This is a genomic window from Pseudomonas sp. MUP55 (assembly GCF_034043515.1).
Lineage (GTDB): Bacteria > Pseudomonadota > Gammaproteobacteria > Pseudomonadales > Pseudomonadaceae > Aquipseudomonas.
In genome coordinates this window covers 4,980,070-4,996,134 of record NZ_CP138214.1, presented here as the reverse complement: position 1 = coordinate 4,996,134, position 16,065 = coordinate 4,980,070, and the positions used below count along the sequence as shown (strand labels likewise).

The window sequence follows — 16,065 nt, the reverse complement described above, 5'->3', positions numbered from 1 at the left end:
TCAGCCGCGGTGACGACCGCGGAAGTAGTTGATCAGGCCCTGGGTGGAAGCATCATCAGCCAAGCTTTCTTCGGCGCCGGTCAGGCGGTTGTAGACGCCTTTGCCCAGTTCCTTGCCCAGCTCAACACCCCATTGGTCGAAGGCGTTGATGCCCCAGATTACGCTCTGCACGAACACCTTGTGCTCATACATGGCGACCAGCGCGCCCAGGCGACGTGGGCTGATGCGTTCGACCACCAGGGTGTTGCTCGGACGGTTGCCCGGGATCACCTTGTGAGGTGCCAGTTTCTGTACGTCGGCCTCCGGAATGCCTTTTTCGCGCAGCTCCGCTTCGGCTTCGGCGCGCGTCTTGCCGAGCATCAGTGCCTGGCTCTGGGACAGGCAGTTGGCGTACAGCCACTGGTGGTGGTCGGAGACTGGGTTGAAGCTCACGATCGGCACGATGAAGTCGGCCGGAATCAGCTGGGTGCCTTGGTGCAGCAACTGGTGGTAAGCATGCTGCCCGTTGCAGCCCACGCCGCCCCAGATGACCGGGCCGGTGTCGGTGGCTACCGGTGTGCCGTCCTGGCGCACGCTCTTGCCGTTGGATTCCATGTCCAGCTGCTGCAAATGCTTGGTGATGTTACGCAGGTAGTGGTCGTACGGCAGGATCGCGTGGCTCTGCGAGCCCCAGAAGTTGCCATACCATACGCCCAGCAAGCCCAGCAGCACCGGCATGTTGTCTTCGAACGGGGCGTTCTGGAAATGCTGGTCCATGGTGTAGGCACCGGACAGCAGTTCCTTGAAGTTGGACATGCCGATTGCCAGCGCGATCGGCAAGCCAATCGCAGACCACAGCGAGTAACGCCCGCCGACCCAGTCCCACATCGGGAAGATGTTTTCTTCGCGGATACCGAACGCCACGGCCGCTGCGTTGTTGCTCGACACGGCGATGAAGTGGCGGTACAGCTCGGCTTCCGAGCCACCCTGGGCCAAGTACCAGGCGCGTGCGGCCTGGGCATTCTTCAGGGTTTCAAGGGTGTTGAAGGACTTGGACGAGACGATGAACAGGGTGGTCTCGGCGCGCAGCTTCATGGTCAGCTCGTGGAACTCGCTGCCGTCGATGTTCGCCAGGTAATGGCAGCGCACGCCTTTATGAGCGTAGGACAACAGCGCTTCGGAGACCAGCTCCGGGCCGAGGAACGAACCACCGATGCCGATGTTCACCACGTCGGTGATCGGCTTCTCGGTGTAACCACGCCACAGGCCATCGTGAATGCGGCCGACCAGGTCAGTGATCTGGTTCAACACCTTGTGCACGTCCGGCATGATGTTCACGCCGTTGACCAACAACTTGTCGCCCACCGGGCGGCGCAGGGCGGTATGCAGCGCCGGGCGGCCTTCGGAGGAGTTGACGGGCTCGCCGGCATACAGCGAGTTGATCGCATCTTTGAGGCCGACTTCGTTGGCCAGGCCCACCAGCAGGTCGCGGGTTTCGCGGGTGATCAGGTTTTTCGAGTAATCGAGGAAAAGCCCGCAGCTGCTCAGGGTGAATTCTGAGAAACGCTGGGGGTCGGCATTGAACGCCTCGCGCATGCTGAAATCCTGCATGGCTTGGCGATGTTGATTGAGCGCTTGCCAGGCGGGCAGCGCGGTAACGTCATGAGGGGTGCGGTAGTACGCCATCGCTGCGGGTTTCCTTTTTATTACGGGGACTGCCTTTTAGGACACTTCAAAATCCGGAACATCCAGTCTTTTCACTGGCCACAAGTTCCAGACAGCGCTAACCATACGCGCAGGGCGATTACATTAAACCTAGCGTGTCGATATGTCTTGGCTTTGTCTGCGCTGTGGCCGGTACTTTTTTATACCGGCACAGCGATCAGGGCAATCGGCGGGGTGTCGAGAGGGGTCAGTCGAGGTTCAAATGCAGATTGTCGATCAAGCGAGTCGCGCCCAGATAGGCGGCGACCAGGATCACAATGTCCCGATCTTCTGGCGTGGCTGGGCGAAGGTGCACACCCTGGCGCACTTCCAGGTAATCCATGCGCAAGCCAGCGGCTTCGATCTGCTGGATGTGCTCGGCGCGCAATCTCGCGAAATCAGACTCACCGCTTTTGATGGCGGCCGCGATCTGGCTGAGGCTGCGGTACAGCACGGGGGCGATCGCGCGTTGCTCTTCGGTGAGGTAACCGTTGCGCGATGACAGCGCCAAGCCATCGGCTGCGCGTACGGTCGGCTCGCCGATGATCTGGATCGGCATGTTCAGGTCATGCACCATGGCGCGAATCACCGCCAATTGCTGATAGTCCTTCTGGCCGAAGACGGCCATATCCGGCTGCACCATGTTGAACAGCTTGCTGACCACGGTGGCGACGCCTTCGAAATGCCCTGGACGGCTGGCCCCACACAGGCCTTCGGACAGCTGGGGCACGCTGACGCGGGTTTGTCCGGTCATGCCGTCGGGATACATCTCTTCGACCGTTGGCGCGAACAGCAGGTTACAACCGGCTTGCAGCAGCATTTCCTGGTCGGCGGCGAGGGTGCGCGGGTATTTGTCCAGGTCTTCGCCGGCGCCGAATTGCAGCGGGTTGACGAAAATGCTCGTCACCACGAAATCCGATTGCTGCGCCGCTTTGCTCACCAGGGTGGCGTGGCCGTTGTGCAGGTTGCCCATGGTCGGCACGAAGCCGATGCGCTTGCCGGCATTGCGCGCGTGGGTCACGGCGGAACGCAGCTCGCGCAGGGTTTTAACGGTGTTCATGCAGAGAATCCATGTTCAGTGCCGGGGAAGGTCACGGCTTTGACTTCGCTGACGTAAGCGCTCAGCGCGGCGTGAATGCTGGTCTGGCCGGCCATGAAGTTTTTCACGAACTTGGGCACGTGGCCGCTGATCGACAGGCCGAGCATGTCGTGCAGCACCAGCACCTGGCCGTCGGTGGCCGAGCCGGCGCCGATGCCGATCACCGGTACCTTGACGGCCTGGGTGATTTCCGCGGCCAGTTCACTGGGGACGCACTCCAGCAGAATCATCGCGGCACCGGCTTGCTCCAGGGCGATGGCATCGGCGCGCATCTGGCGGGCCTGGGCTTCATTGCGGCCCTGCACCTTATAGCCGCCCAGCAGGTTGACCGACTGCGGGGTCAGGCCCATGTGCGCGCAGACCGGTACGCCGCGCTCAGCCAGCAGTCGGATCGACTCGGCGAGCCAGACGGCACCTTCGACCTTGATCATGTGCGCGCCTGCCTGCATCAGTTTGCCGGCGTTCTGGAAGGTCTGTTCGAGCGTCGCGTAACCCATGAACGGCAGGTCGGCGATGATGAATGCACCGTCGTTGCCACGCTTGACGCTGGCGGTGTGGTACGCGAGCTCATCGGTGGTAACGGGTAGCGTGCTGTCATTCCCTTGAAGAACCATGCCCAGGGAGTCGCCTACCAGCAACACCTCGACTCCGGCCTGGCAACTGGCGTGGGCGAAGGTAGCGTCGTAGCAGGTCAGCATGGTGATTTTTTCACCTTTGAGCTTGAGGCTCTGCAAGGTGGTCAGGGTAATGTCTGGCATGAAAAGGGTCCTCGTTCAGGCGCTTGGAAACAGCGAGTAACGCGCGTGAGTCTTCGTTTATACAGGCGCACCGTCTTGAGAGCAGTGCTTATAAGGCCTGGATTGCGCCCTTCAGTGCCGGCTTGGCGGCAGCGGGACGCCTATAGTCGTGAGGAGGACACGGGAAGTCAATTGGATGTGTTACCGCATTGTTACGATGGCGGTGTTACCGCTGTTACTGACGCGATTGTAGGAGCGAGCTTGCTCGCGAAGAACCCACAGGCACTGCGTTTAATCAGGCTGGGCGCGTGATCGTTGACGATTTTCGCGAGCAAGCTCGCTCCTACAGAGGTAAGCGTTCCAGGCCGACGAATGGGCAGGCTTCAAGCAAGCCGCTGAGGCTTTGCCCGTCTGGCAGTTGCAGGTCGGCAGGCGCCAACTCAGCCAGTGGATAAAGCACGAACGGCCGCAGGTGCATCTGGTAGTGCGGCACCTTGAGGCGCGGCTCATCGATCAGGCGATCGCCAAAAAGCAGAATATCCAGATCGAGGGTGCGTGGCCCCCAGCGCTCAACGCGCTCGCGGCCCTGATCGTTTTCGATGGCTTGCAGCGCATCGAGCAGGTCCAGCGGCGCAAGGGTGCTGTCCAGCGCCGCCACCGCGTTGGTGTAACGCGGTTGGCCGGGAAGCAGGGAGTCGCTTTGGTAGAAGGCGGAGACACCGGCAAGGGCAGTGCCGGGCAGTTGCGCCAAGGCTTCGATAGCGCTGCGCAGTTGCTGCGCCGGGGCAGCCAGGTTGCTGCCCATGCCGATGTAGATACGCTCCACGTTTATTCGCCTGCTGCGCCTGAGCCTTCGGCGGCGCTGCGTTTGCGCTTGCTCGTGCTGCGGCGGCGCTTTTTCGGCCCTTCACCGGTGCTGTCGCCTTTGCTGCCCAGTTCACGAATCATCTCGCGGCGCTGGCTGTCATTGGCATCCTGATAGTCGGTCCACCATTCACCCAGGCCGTCGGTCTGCTCACCGGCGCTTTCACGCAGCAACAGGAAGTCGTAGCCGGCGCGGAAACGCGGGTTCTCCAGCAACAGGTCGGCGCGTTTGCCACTGCGGCGCGAGAGGCGCTCTTGCATGTCCCAGATTTCGCGGATCGGCAGGGTGAAGCGCTTCGGAATGGCAATGCGCTGGCACTGTTCGGTGATCAACTCGTGGGCGGCTTCCTGCATCGCAGGGATTGGCGGCATGCCACGGTCCTGCAGGCGCAGTACGCGTTTAGGCAAGGCCGGCCACAACAGGGCGGCAAACAGGAACGCCGGGGTGACCGGCTTGTTCTGCTTGATGCGCAAGTCAGTGTTGACCAACGCTTCGCTGATCAGGGTGTGGGTGTACGTCGGGTTGTATTCCAGCGCCTCGGCGCTGGCCGGGAACAGCGGATCGAACAGCTGCAGGTCGACGAGCATTTCAAAGGTGTCGGCGGCGTAGCCCGACAGGAACAGCTTGAGCACTTCTTCGAACAGACGCGCCGACGGGATTTCCCGCAGCATGGGCGCCAACTCGCGAATCGGTGCGGCCGTGTGCTTCTCGATACCGAAGTTGAGCTTGGCGGCGAACCGCACGGCACGCAGCATGCGCACCGGGTCTTCCTGGTAGCGCTGCGTCGGATCGCCGATCAGGCGGATCAGGTTGTTGCGAATATCGTGCACGCCGTTGGCGTAATCGAGGATGCGCTCGCTGACCGGATCGTAATAGAGGGCATTGATGGTGAAGTCGCGGCGTTGCGCGTCTTCTTCCAGCGTGCCGTAGACATTGTCGCGCAGGATGCGTCCGCTCTCGTTGCGGGAAGACTGATTGGTGTCTTCCTCTTCATCGTTTTGCGGATGGCCGGCGCGGAAGGTCGCGACTTCGATGATTTCGCGCCCGAAATGGATATGCACCAGCTTGAAGCGGCGCCCGATGATCCGCGCATTGCGGAATTCGGCACGCACCTGTTCAGGCGTGGCGCTGGTGGCGACGTCGAAATCCTTCGGCGTGATATTGAGCAGCATGTCGCGTACGCAACCGCCCACCAGGTAGGCCTGGTAACCGGCGTTCTGCAAACGTTCGACGATGTTCACTGCGTAACGGCTGAACTGAGCACGCTGCAATGAATGCTGATTGCTATTAAGCACTTCAGGCGTGCTGCGAATGTGTTGCGTACGACGCAAGGGAGAACGGAATGACTGGAACAACTTCTTCAGCATGGGATGCACTGTTTGAAGGAATGTTCGGCCATAACGAAGAATGACCGCATGATGGGCCGGGATTCTAGCATTTAGTCAGGGGATGGTGTAGGAACAAGCTGCAGGCGTTGCGCCATAAGCGTTTGAAGGGCAATCCGGAGGAATCTATCGGAAACTACAAGGGGAGCCGAAGCTCCCCCAGAAGTAGTTGCGTGCTCTATTTTTATTATGGTTTTCGGGCTTCTTGTTTTTGTTGATCGCCCTCGCCATGAAGCTTCACCTTCATGACACTCCCAATCGGGAGTCAAGAGCAAACGGATTGCTTTGGTCGCTGTGTTGCTGATCTACGATCCAACCAGTTCAGGCTCTGCCTTAGGGCAGTTTTTGTTGTTCTCGGCCTGGTTGCGGGGCAAGCCCCAATGCAACGCCTCTCCAAAAGAATCAGTTAGCTGCGCCTCCGCCGTGTTGTTTTTGTTATGCGTGAGTCGATTCGTCTTATTTTTATTGTCTTGTACAAAGCTTGTTATTGTTTTTGTACTAAGCATATAGCAGGGTGCGTGCCAACTTTTGCGCCGCCCAGCAAAATCAGGGGTTCGAGGCGATTCCCGGGTTTTTGCGGACGAAAAAAAGCCGGGGCTTCGTTACCGTAAGCCCCGGCTTTTGTTACGCGCAATATCCGCGGTAACAGTTTTTTCACATTAGCAGGTGTTACCTGTGGTGCGGGCCCTCAACTCTCGCTGGCGACACCGGTCTTACGCCGTGGAATACCCAGGCGCTGGCGGCGTTCCCACAGGCATTTGCGGCTTACGCCCAGCTTGCGCGCCAGTTCGGTCTCGGTCATATGGTCCTGGTGTTCGAGGACGAAGTGCTGGAAGTAGTCCTCCAGGGACAAGTCCTCCGTCGGCTCATGGCTGGTATTGCTGCCTGTGCCCTGTTGCGGCGCCAGGCCGATGAAGTCGTCGTCGTCCAGGTCGCTGAGCTCGATATCGATGCCCAGCAGCTCGGCGGAAATTTCCGGGCTTTCCGAAAGAATGACCGCACGCTCAACGGCGTTCTCCAATTCCCGCACGTTACCCGGCCACGAGTAATGCCGGATTGCCTGCTCGGCGTCCGGCGCGAACTTCAGGTCGGTTCGGTTGATGCGCGCGCTCTGGCGCAGCAGGAACGCATTGGCAATCTCGTTGACGTCGGCGCCACGCTCACGCAGTGCTGGCAGCTTGAGCGCAATCACGTGCAAGCGGTAATACAAGTCTTCGCGGAACTGGCCGATCTTGGCCAGGCTCTTGAGGTCGCGGTGCGTCGCTGCGATCAGGCGCACATCGACTTTTTGCGATTGCACCGAACCGACCCGGCGAATTTCGCCTTCCTGCAGCACCCGCAGCAAGCGCGCCTGTGCTTCCAGGGGCAACTCGCCGATCTCGTCGAGGAACAGCGTGCCGCCATCGGCGGCTTCGACCAGGCCCGCACGCCCGGCGCTGGCACCGGTGAATGCGCCTTTTTCGTGACCAAACAGTTCGGACTCGATCAGGGATTCGGGAATCGCCGCGCAGTTCACCGAGATCATCGGTGCCTTGGCGCGCCTGGACAGGTTGTGCAGGGCACGGGCCACCAGCTCCTTGCCGGTGCCCGACTCACCCTGGATCAACACATTGGAGTCGGTGGGTGCCACTTTGCGGATCTTGCTGTAAAGGTCCTGCATGGGCGGGCAGGAGCCAATGATGCCGATCTCGCCGTTGCTGTTGTCGACGCCCGGCTTGTCGGCAGCTTTTCCTGCCGGACGCGGTTCGGCTGGCGCACTGCTGGCCGACTGGCGGTCACGCAGGATACGGGCCACGGCTTGAAGCATCTCGTCATGGTCGAAAGGCTTGGCGATGTAGTCCACCGCGCCCATCTTCATCGAGTCCACCGCCGAGCGCAGGCTGGCGTAGCTGGTCATGATCAGCACCGGAGTGCCCTGGCCCAGCTTGATCAGTTCGGTACCCGGTGCGCCCGGCAACCGCAGGTCGCTGACGATCAGGTCGAACGTGGGAATGCTGAACCGCTCCTGGGCTTCCTGCACCGAGCCGGCTTCGCTGACCTGGTACTGATTACGTTCAAGCAGGCGACGCAAGGCAGAGCGGATAATGGTTTCGTCTTCGACGATCAAAATGTGCGGCATTGATTCAATTCTCTCGACGGTCTCAGTTCACAGCGGACGTCGCTTCGACATGACGCGGCAAGGTCACCCGAATACGGGTGCCGCGTTGGCTTTCGGTGTCAGCCGGGCTGTCGATGGTGATTTGTCCATAATGCTCTTCAACGATGGAATAGACCAGTGCAAGGCCCAGACCGGTACCTTCACCTGGGTCCTTGGTGGTGAAGAAAGGTTCGAACAATCGATCCATGATGTTCTGTGGAATGCCGCTGCCTTCGTCTTCCACGATCAGGTCGACCGTGTGCTCGAAAGCCTCGCTCTTGACGCGTACCGCACTGTGCGGCGGGGACGCGTCACGGGCGTTGGACAGCAGGTTGATCAGCACCTGCGCCAGGCGTTGTGAGTCGCCGTCGACCCAATGGTCCGGATCGCACAGATTAAAGAACTGTACTTCGAAATTGCGCCTGTTCAAGGCCAGCAGCCCAATGGCATCCTGCGCCACTTCGGCCAGGCATACCGCTTCGTCCTGATTCTGATGGGCGCCGGAGTGGGCAAAGCTCATCAGCGACTGCACGATGCGTGACACGCGTTTGGTCTGCTCGAGGATTTGCCCGCTGATCTCGGTGATTTCGCCGTCTTCCTCGCGCTCTTCGCGCAGGTTCTGCGCCAGGCAGGCGATACCGGTGATCGGGTTGCCGATCTCGTGAGCCACCCCGGCGGCCAGGCGACCGATGCTGGCCAGGCGCTCGGAGTGCACCAGCTTGTCTTCGAGCATCTGGGTGTCGGTCAGGTCCTCCACCAGTAACACCAGGCCGCTGTTGCCAGGGGCCAGGGGCTCGTCAATCGCGGCCTTGTGCAGGTTGAGCCAGCGGGTCTGGCCGTCGAGGGCCAGGTGCTGCTTGTGCAAATGCTCGTCGGGCAGGTTGATAAAGCCTTGCAGCAGTTCTTTCCAGGGCTCGCCCAGGGTATTGAGGCGAGAGCCCACCACGCGTTGCGCGGCGATCCCGGTCAGCTCTTCCATGGCCTTGTTCCACATCAGGATTTCCTGGTCCTTGGCCAGGGAACACACGCCCATCGGCAGCTCCTGCAGGGTCTGGCGGTGGTAGCGGCGCAGGGCGTCGAGCTCGGCGGCAAGGCCGGTGAGGCGTGAGTGGTAATCCTCCAGCCGGCTCTCGATGAAGTGGATGTCTTCGGTCACGTAATTTTCGCCGCCGGCCTTGTAGGGCAGGAAGGTTTCCACCATGTCCTGGGACACGCTGGGGCCCATCAACCCGGACAGGTTGGCTTCGATACGGTCACGCAGGCGGCGCAGGGCATAGGGGCGGCGCTCGTCGAACGGCAGGTACAGATCGCGCAGGGCCTGTTCCACTTCCTTTTGCGCGGCCTTGGCGCCGAGCGGCTTGGCCAGCTGCGTGGCGAATTCCTGAGGCGAGGCCGCATGCAGCTCGCGGCGTTGCGGGCGGCGCACATTGTCCACCGCACAGGCCTCGGCGGCGCTGGTTTCTTCAGGGCTGGCGTTGGTGAACAGCGAGATCAGGGTGAACATCAGCACGTTGGCGGCCAGCGAGGCGATTGCGGCCATGTGCCAGCTGGTGTCGTCCAGCACGTAGATCATGTTCAGCAGCGGTATGTAGAACCCCTGCAGGTTGCCGACCAGCGGTAGCAGCATGGTCACCAGCCACACGAGGACGCCCGCCAGCAAGCCGGCGATAAAGCCCCGACGGTTGGCGGTCGGCCAGTACAGCACCGACAACACGCCCGGCAGGAACTGCAGGGTGGCGACAAATGCCACGATGCCGAGGTTGGCCAGGTCCTGGCCGGGACCCAGCAGCAGATAAAAGGCGTAGCCGGCCATGATGATCGCGACGATCAGCGCGCGGCGTGTCCATTTCAGCCAGCGGTAGATGTTGCCTTCGGCGGGCGGTTGGTACAGCGGCAGCACCAGGTGGTTAAGCGCCATCCCGGACAGTGCCAGCGTGGTGACAATGATCAAGCCACTGGCCGCCGACAACCCGCCGACATAGGCCAGCAACGCCAGGGCCGGGCTGTTGGCGGCGATGCCGATGCCGAGGGTGAAGTACTCGGGGTTGGTGGTTGCCCCCAGTTTCAGTCCGGCCCAGAGAATCAGCGGCACTGCCAGGCTCATCAACAGCAGGAACAATGGCAGGCCCCAGCTGGCGCTGACCAGGGAGCGTGGGTTGAGGTTTTCGGTGAAGGTCATGTGGTACATGTGCGGCATCACGATCGCCGAGGCGAAGAACACCAGCAGCAGCGTACGCCAGGGGCCTTCCTGCAGTGGCGTGTGCAAGGCGGCGAGGGCGGTCTGGTTTTGCAGCAGCCACAATTCCAACTGCTGCGGGCCGTCGAACACGCCGTAGAGCGCGTAGAGGCCGACGCCGCCGATGGCAATCAGCTTGATGACCGATTCAAAGGCAATCGCAAATACCAGGCCCTGGTGTTTTTCCCGGGTGGCGATATGGCGCGAGCCAAAGAAAATGGTGAACAGGCTGATCAAGGCGCAGAAGGCCAGGGCGACGCGATGCTGCACGGGCTCGCGGGTGAGGATGCTGATGGAGTCGGCCACTGCCTGAATCTGCAGGGCCAGCAGCGGCAGCACGCCGATCAACATGAAAATCGTGGTGAGCGCGCCGGCCCAGGTACTGCGAAAGCGGAAGGCAAACAGGTCCGCCAGCGACGACAACTGATAGGTACGGGTGATTTTCAGAATCGGGTACAGCAACACCGGCGCCAGCAGGAACGCGCCGGATACCCCCAGGTAGCTGGACAGGAAACCATAACCGTATTGATAGGCCAGGCCCACCGTTCCGTAGAACGCCCAGGCGCTGGCGTACACGCCCAGGGACAAGGTGTAGGTCAAGGGATGGCGAATGATCGCCCGCGGAATCATTCCGCGCTCACTGATCCAGGCGACGCCGAACAGCGCAGCCAGGTAGGCGGCGCTGATCAGCAGCATCTGGGTGAGGCTAAAGCTCATCGGCATCTTTTTGGCTCTGCAGGATGAAAGTCACGACGATCAGGATCAGCCAGAGCAGGTAAGGGCGGTACCAGGCGCCTGTGGCATCGATCCACCAATCCATGATGGCGGGGGAAAACAGGTAGATCCCGACGACCAGCAGCAGGACCAATCGATAGATGTACATGTTGGCCTCTGATTGAAGAATTGCGGCGATGGTAACGGATGGCTGGCAAGCTGCAAGCGCCTTCAGTTCAATTGCGCTTCGGCCAGCGTGAGTGTGCGAGGGATCAGTGTGGCATCCCACTGCTGGATGCCCCAATCCAGCAGTTCCCTGGGGCTTGCGTAAAGCAGCTCGTCCCCGGCGGGCTGGCCGAGGGCGCGCAGCGCTCTGAGCAATAACGGTGTGGCCTGGTCCGCCGTCAGCGGTGGCGAACGGTACGACTTGCCCAGTTTGTGACCGTCCGGCTGGACGATCAGCGGCACATGCAGGTAGCGCGGCTGGCGCAGGCCGAGTAATTCCTGCAGGTAGAGCTGGCGGGGCGTGGAGTCGAGCAGGTCGGCGCCGCGCACGATGTCGGTAACGCCTTGCCAGGCGTCATCCACGACCACGGCCAATTGATAGGCGTACAGGCCATCGCGGCGGCGGATGATGAAGTCGCCTGAATCGCGCCCCAGGTGCTGTCTGAATTGGCCCTGAACACGGTCGGTAAAATGGTATTCAAGCTCGGGCACGCGCAGACGGATGGCGGCATCCTGCTGCTCGTGACCGGCATTGCGACACAGCCCGGGGTAAATCCCGTTGTAGGGTTCCAGCTGTTTGCGCGAGCAGGTGCAGGCGTAGGCCAGGCCGTGGTTGAACAGGTCGTTCAATACCTTGGCGTAGGCGTCGTGTCGCTCGCTCTGGCGAACCAGTTCGCCATCCCATTCAAACCCGTAGCTTTCCAGGGCATGCAGGATTGCCGCCTGGGCGCCGGGTTCTTCACGGGGGGGGTCGAGGTCTTCCATGCGCATCAGCCAGCGGCCTTGATTGGCGCGGGCGTCGAGGTAGGAAGCGAGGGCGGCGACCAGGGAGCCGAAGTGCAGATGGCCGCTGGGCGTGGGGGCGAAGCGCCCGATATAGGTAGAGGCAGTCATGGGCCGGATACTACTGGAAAATCGGTAAACGCCAGCAACAAAAATGGGGCGTTCGCACGCCCCATTCGTTCAGCTCGGCGGCTATTACTTGCCGACCTGTTTTTCCTTGATTTCAGCCAAGGTCTTGCAGTCTACACAGAGGTCCGCGGTGGGGCGGGCTTCCAGGCGACGAATACCGATCTCGACACCGCAGGATTCGCACCAGCCGTATTCTTCGTCTTTGATCAGTTGCAGGGTCTTGTCGATCTTCTTGATCAACTTGCGCTCGCGGTCGCGGGCGCGCAGTTCGAGGGCAAACTCTTCTTCCTGGCTGGCACGGTCGGCCGGGTCAGGGAAGTTGGCTGCTTCGTCCTTCATATGGTCAACCGTGCGGTCGACCTCCTGCATCAAATCCTGTTTCCACTTGTTCAGGATTTTGGTGAAGTGCTCGCGCATGGGCTCGCCCATGTACTCCTCGCCCTTTTTTTCCACATAGGGTTCGAAGCCGCCGAGGCCTTGAGTCTGCTGTTGCTTTGCTTGGGTGGACATGAATAGACCGCCTCTCACTCTTCTAATCCATTGCGCAGGATTGCAACGTCACCGACACCTGCCGGCCCTGCGGCTGCAAGCGGGCGAACTTACCAGATAGATTCGGGGTGCGCCACTCCCGGTTGTCGAGCCTGTCGCGCCGGGGTTGCAAACTGCAGGGCCCCGTCGCGGCTGGCTATGTGGTGTCTCGAATGTTGATTTTAGTCGTTTTGCCGGCGCTTGCCCGGCCCGTAAAGTGGGCCGGATAGGCAATAGAGCATGTTTTAATGCGAGGGTTCGGTAGAATCCAGGTTTGTCCTCACCGTCTAAGGAAGGCTAATGGCTCAGCCCTACAGTGCGCGCAGTCGCGCCATCGAACCTTTTCATGTCATGGCGTTGCTGGCGCGGGCCAATGAGCTGCAGTCAGCGGGGCACGACGTGATCCATCTGGAAATCGGCGAGCCGGATTTCACCACCGCCGAACCGATTATCCAGGCTGGCCAGGCCGCGTTGGCCAACGGCAAGACCCGCTACACCGCCGCCCGCGGGCTGCCCGAATTGCGCGAAGCGATCAGCGGTTTCTACCAGCAACGCTACGGGTTGAACGTCGATCCGCAGCGCATTCTGGTCACGCCCGGTGGCTCCGGCGCGTTGCTGTTGACCAGTAGCCTGCTGGTGGATCCGGGCAAGCACTGGCTGCTGGCGGATCCAGGCTACCCCTGCAACCGGCATTTCCTGCGTTTGGTCGAGGGCGCGGCGCAGTTGGTGCCGGTTGGCCCGCAGCAGCGCTACCAATTGACCGCCGACCTGGTGGCTCAACACTGGAATCAAGACAGCGTCGGCGCGCTGGTTGCGTCCCCGGCCAACCCTACCGGGACGATCCTCACCCGGGACGAATTGGGCGGGCTGTCGAATGCCATCAAGGCGCGCGATGGTCACCTGGTGGTTGACGAGATCTATCACGGGTTGACCTACGGCACCGACGCCGCCAGCGTGCTGGAGGTCGACGACGATGCATTTGTTCTGAATAGTTTTTCGAAGTATTTCGGCATGACCGGCTGGCGCCTGGGCTGGCTGGTGGCGCCCCTTGCAGCGGTCGGTGATTTGGAGAAGCTGGCGCAAAACCTCTACATCAGCGCGCCGAGCATGGCCCAATACGCCGCTTTGGCCTGTTTTGCCCCGCAAACCCTGAGCATTCTGGAAGAGCGCCGCGCCGAATTTGGCCGGCGCCGTGACTTCCTGCTGCCAGCTCTGCGTGAATTGGGGTTTGGCATCGCCGTGGAGCCTGAAGGGGCGTTCTATCTTTATGCGGATATCAGCGCATTTGGCGGTGATGCCTTCGCATTCTGCCGCCATTTCCTGGAAACCGAGCATGTAGCCTTTACCCCGGGGCTGGATTTCGGACGTCATCAGGCGGGTCATCACGTACGTTTTGCCTACACGCAAAACCTTGATCGGCTACAAGAAGCGGTGGAACGAATTGCCCGTGGCTTGCGGAGCTGGCAAGGCTGATGCGTTTTCATCCTCCCCTTGAAGAAGGTCGGCTAATCCGCCGCTACAAGCGCTTTCTCACCGATATCGAAACCGTTACCGGCGAGTTGCTCACCATTCACTGCCCGAACACCGGTTCGATGCTCAATTGCATGGTGGAGGGTGGACAGGTGTGGTTCAGCCGCTCCACCGACCCCAAGCGTAAATTGCCGGGCACCTGGGAAATTGCCGAAACGCCCCAGGGTCGGCTGGCGTGCGTCAACACGGCACGCGCCAACCAATTGGTCGAGGAGGCATTGCGCGCCGGGGTGATCACTGAGCTCAACGGCTTTACCGCGCTGAAACGCGAAGTGCCATACGGCCAGGAAAACAGTCGGATCGACTTCCGCCTGGATTACCCGCACGGCGCGGCGTACGTCGAAGTCAAAAGTGTCACCTTGGGCTTTGACGGCACCTCTGTGGCGGCGTTTCCCGATGCAGTGACCCAGCGTGGCGCCAAGCACCTGCGGGAGTTGGCACACCTGGTACGTGAAGGCGTTCGGGCGGTGCAGTTGTATTGCGTCAACTTGTCGGGGATCGATGCGGTGCGTCCGGCGGTGGAGATCGACGCGGGTTATGCCGCTGCCTTACGCGAGGCCAAGGCGGCGGGTGTCGAGGTGTTGGCGTACGGTGTGCGGGTCACGCCTGAAGAAATCTACGTCGAGCGTGCCTTGAAGGTGCTGTTGGGCAACTAGAGTTCGACCCAGAGGCCTTGTTCGTCTTCGCGGCCGGGCAGGGCGGTGAGGCTTTGGCCTGCGCAGGGGCCGGCGATGCATTCGCCGCTTTCGATCAGGAACAGCGCGCCATGGGTGGCGCATTGAATCAGGCTGGCGCTGGAGTCGAGGAAGCTGTCCGGTTGCCATTCCAGCGCAATGCCGCGATGGGGGCAGCGGTTGATGTAGAAGTAGGCAACGCCAGCGCGCCGCACAGCCAACAGTTTGCAGCCGTCGATATCAAAACCGAGGCTGCTGTCGGGCGCAAGGGCCGCGGAGGGGCAGAGAAACTTCATATCAGTCCTTAAGTGCCTTGACGTGCAAATGCAAACAATTATCAAATGCCTGCTTCGCCCGTCAGCTGAACGGGTGCTCTATACGATGCCAGGTAAGATTTATCTGTCACATTAATGAGTACTTGAGCGGCACTGCCCTGGAAGGAAACCCTGTTATGCGCCTGAGTGCCAGCGTTATTGCGCTTGTTGCCGGACTGCTGGTGAACCACGCGGCCCAAGCCCTGGAACTGCCGCAACGCTGGGCCAGCGCCGGTGGGGCGTTATCGGAATGGGTGACGGCATTGGGAGGGGAGTCGAAGCTGGTCGGCGTGGACACCACCAGCCAGCATCCGGCGTCACTCAAGGCATTGCCCAGTATCGGTTATCAGCGCCAGTTGTCGGCCGAAGGCATTCTCAGCCTGCGCCCGCAGGTGCTGGTGGGTACCGAAGAGATGGGCCCACCGCCGGTGCTGGCGCAAATCCGCGGCGCCGGGGTGCAGGTGGAGATGTTCTCGGCGCAGCCGGATTTACCCAGCCTGAAAACCAATCTGTTGCGCCTGGGCAAGCTGCTGGGCAGCGAAGCCAGGGCCAGCGAACTGTTTAGCGAGTATGAGCAGGCGCTGAATCAGCAGAAAGCCACGGTGGCCAAGGCCCGGTTGACGCAAAAGGCGCCCGGTGTGTTGCTGTTGCTCGGGCACGCGGGGGGCAAGCCGCTGATCGCCGGCAGAGACACCGCCGCCGATTGGATAGTGCAGCAGGCCGGCGGGCAGAACCTGGCGACCCACACGGGTTACAAGCCGTTCTCGGTGGAGTCGCTGGCCGGGTTGAGTCCTCAAGTGCTGGTATTTGCTGATCGAGCGCTGAGCGGTGAAGCGGCCCGTGCGGCACTGTTCAAGGAAAACCCAATCCTTGCTTCCACCCCAGCGGCCAAACACGGGCGGGTGATCGAATTGGACCCGACGCTGCTGGTGGGCGGGCTCGGACCTCGCTTGCCGCAAAGCCTGGCGCAGTTATCCGCGGTGTTTTATCCAGCCCAGGCTGAACCCGCCCCATGACGACGCTGGT

At 61.2% G+C, this 16,065-nt stretch carries 14 protein-coding genes; 3 read left to right on the top strand and 11 right to left on the bottom strand.

The genetic code is table 11. The features are described from left to right. From pgi to dksA, 10 genes are all read right to left on the bottom strand, one after another. Nucleotides 1–1,665 carry a glucose-6-phosphate isomerase gene (gene pgi, locus SC318_RS22510; RefSeq protein ID WP_320428516.1) on the bottom strand — a complete coding sequence of 555 codons (1,665 nt, stop codon included), beginning with the start codon at nt 1,663–1,665 and terminating at the stop codon, nt 1–3. Nucleotides 1,666–1,891: 226 nt separating this feature from the next. Beyond that, nucleotides 1,892–2,743 carry a pantoate--beta-alanine ligase gene (gene panC / locus SC318_RS22505; RefSeq protein WP_320428515.1) on the bottom strand — a complete coding sequence of 284 codons (852 nt, stop codon included), beginning with the start codon at nt 2,741–2,743 and terminating at the stop codon, nt 1,892–1,894. Next, nucleotides 2,740–3,540, bottom strand: a complete 801-nt coding sequence (gene panB / locus SC318_RS22500; RefSeq protein WP_306494640.1) for a 3-methyl-2-oxobutanoate hydroxymethyltransferase — start codon at nt 3,538–3,540, stop codon at nt 2,740–2,742. Before panB ends, panC begins: the two co-directional genes overlap by 4 nt. A 322-nt stretch (nt 3,541–3,862) precedes the next feature. Next, nucleotides 3,863–4,345 carry a 2-amino-4-hydroxy-6-hydroxymethyldihydropteridine diphosphokinase gene (gene folK / locus SC318_RS22495; RefSeq protein ID WP_320428514.1) on the bottom strand — a complete coding sequence of 161 codons (483 nt, stop codon included), beginning with the start codon at nt 4,343–4,345 and terminating at the stop codon, nt 3,863–3,865. 2 nt (nt 4,346–4,347) lie between these two features. Then, on the bottom strand, nt 4,348–5,751 hold the full coding sequence (locus tag SC318_RS22490; protein ID WP_320428513.1) for a polynucleotide adenylyltransferase PcnB: 1,404 nt from the start codon (nt 5,749–5,751) through the stop codon (nt 4,348–4,350). Between the two features lie 706 nt (nt 5,752–6,457). Further along, nucleotides 6,458–7,888 (bottom strand): sigma-54-dependent transcriptional regulator, encoded by a 1,431-nt coding sequence (locus SC318_RS22485; RefSeq protein WP_320428512.1) that lies wholly within the window; start codon nt 7,886–7,888, stop codon nt 6,458–6,460. 22 nt (nt 7,889–7,910) lie between these two features. Beyond that, a complete protein-coding gene (locus tag SC318_RS22480) occupies nt 7,911–10,865 on the bottom strand; it encodes a sensor histidine kinase (protein ID WP_306494636.1) in 2,955 nt (984 codons plus the stop codon). Then, entirely contained in the window at nt 10,849–11,025 is a 177-nt protein-coding gene (locus SC318_RS22475) for a hypothetical protein (protein ID WP_003176118.1), read from the bottom strand. Before SC318_RS22475 ends, SC318_RS22480 begins: the two co-directional genes overlap by 17 nt. 62 nt (nt 11,026–11,087) lie before the next feature. Beyond that, entirely contained in the window at nt 11,088–11,975 is an 888-nt protein-coding gene (gluQRS, locus tag SC318_RS22470; RefSeq protein WP_320428511.1) for a tRNA glutamyl-Q(34) synthetase GluQRS, read from the bottom strand. 84 nt (nt 11,976–12,059) lie between these two features. Continuing rightward, a complete protein-coding gene (dksA, locus tag SC318_RS22465; RefSeq protein ID WP_003194150.1) occupies nt 12,060–12,503 on the bottom strand; it encodes an RNA polymerase-binding protein DksA in 444 nt (147 codons plus the stop codon). 318 nt (nt 12,504–12,821) lie between these two features. Between dksA and SC318_RS22460 the strand changes: the two genes are divergently transcribed. Both SC318_RS22460 and sfsA read left to right on the top strand, forming a co-directional pair. Next, the gene (locus SC318_RS22460) at nt 12,822–13,994 is read left to right on the top strand and encodes a pyridoxal phosphate-dependent aminotransferase (protein ID WP_320428510.1); all 1,173 of its coding nucleotides are present in this window, start codon (nt 12,822–12,824) and stop codon (nt 13,992–13,994) included. Beyond that, nucleotides 13,994–14,707: a DNA/RNA nuclease SfsA gene (gene sfsA / locus SC318_RS22455; RefSeq protein ID WP_320428509.1), complete on the top strand. Its 714-nt coding sequence runs from the start codon at nt 13,994–13,996 to the stop codon at nt 14,705–14,707. The genes SC318_RS22460 and sfsA overlap by 1 nt, the downstream gene beginning before the upstream one ends. On the opposite strand, the gene SC318_RS22450 is transcribed toward sfsA, so the two are convergent. Further along, nucleotides 14,704–15,021, bottom strand: coding sequence for a Rieske (2Fe-2S) protein (locus SC318_RS22450; protein WP_320428508.1), 318 nt, complete (start codon nt 15,019–15,021; stop codon nt 14,704–14,706). The two genes, sfsA and SC318_RS22450, sit on opposite strands and share 4 nt — an antisense overlap. Nucleotides 15,022–15,176: 155 nt before the next feature. Here SC318_RS22450 and SC318_RS22445 point away from each other — a divergent pair, with 155 nt between their 5' ends. Next, nucleotides 15,177–16,055, top strand: coding sequence for a heme/hemin ABC transporter substrate-binding protein (locus tag SC318_RS22445; protein ID WP_320428507.1), 879 nt, complete (start codon nt 15,177–15,179; stop codon nt 16,053–16,055). Nucleotides 16,056–16,065: the final 10 nt, after the last annotated feature.

Bases quoted from the DNA above. Each gene is read 5' to 3' on its own strand.
- gluQRS (WP_320428511.1), bottom strand. From the start codon at position 11,975: ATGACTGCCTCTACCTATATCGGGCGCTTCGCCCCCACGCCCAGCGGC.
- SC318_RS22490 (WP_320428513.1), bottom strand. From the start codon at position 5,751: ATGCTGAAGAAGTTGTTCCAGTCATTCCGTTCTCCCTTGCGTCGTACG.
- panB (WP_306494640.1), bottom strand. From the start codon at position 3,540: ATGCCAGACATTACCCTGACCACCTTGCAGAGCCTCAAGCTCAAAGGT.
- dksA (WP_003194150.1), bottom strand. From the start codon at position 12,503: ATGTCCACCCAAGCAAAGCAACAGCAGACTCAAGGCCTCGGCGGCTTC.
- sfsA (WP_320428509.1), top strand. From the start codon at position 13,994: ATGCGTTTTCATCCTCCCCTTGAAGAAGGTCGGCTAATCCGCCGCTAC.
- SC318_RS22450 (WP_320428508.1), bottom strand. From the start codon at position 15,021: ATGAAGTTTCTCTGCCCCTCCGCGGCCCTTGCGCCCGACAGCAGCCTC.
- SC318_RS22485 (WP_320428512.1), bottom strand. From the start codon at position 7,888: ATGCCGCACATTTTGATCGTCGAAGACGAAACCATTATCCGCTCTGCC.
- SC318_RS22460 (WP_320428510.1), top strand. From the start codon at position 12,822: ATGGCTCAGCCCTACAGTGCGCGCAGTCGCGCCATCGAACCTTTTCAT.
- SC318_RS22480 (WP_306494636.1), bottom strand. From the start codon at position 10,865: ATGCCGATGAGCTTTAGCCTCACCCAGATGCTGCTGATCAGCGCCGCC.
- SC318_RS22445 (WP_320428507.1), top strand. From the start codon at position 15,177: ATGCGCCTGAGTGCCAGCGTTATTGCGCTTGTTGCCGGACTGCTGGTG.
- pgi (WP_320428516.1), bottom strand. From the start codon at position 1,665: ATGGCGTACTACCGCACCCCTCATGACGTTACCGCGCTGCCCGCCTGG.
- SC318_RS22475 (WP_003176118.1), bottom strand. From the start codon at position 11,025: ATGTACATCTATCGATTGGTCCTGCTGCTGGTCGTCGGGATCTACCTG.
- panC (WP_320428515.1), bottom strand. From the start codon at position 2,743: ATGAACACCGTTAAAACCCTGCGCGAGCTGCGTTCCGCCGTGACCCAC.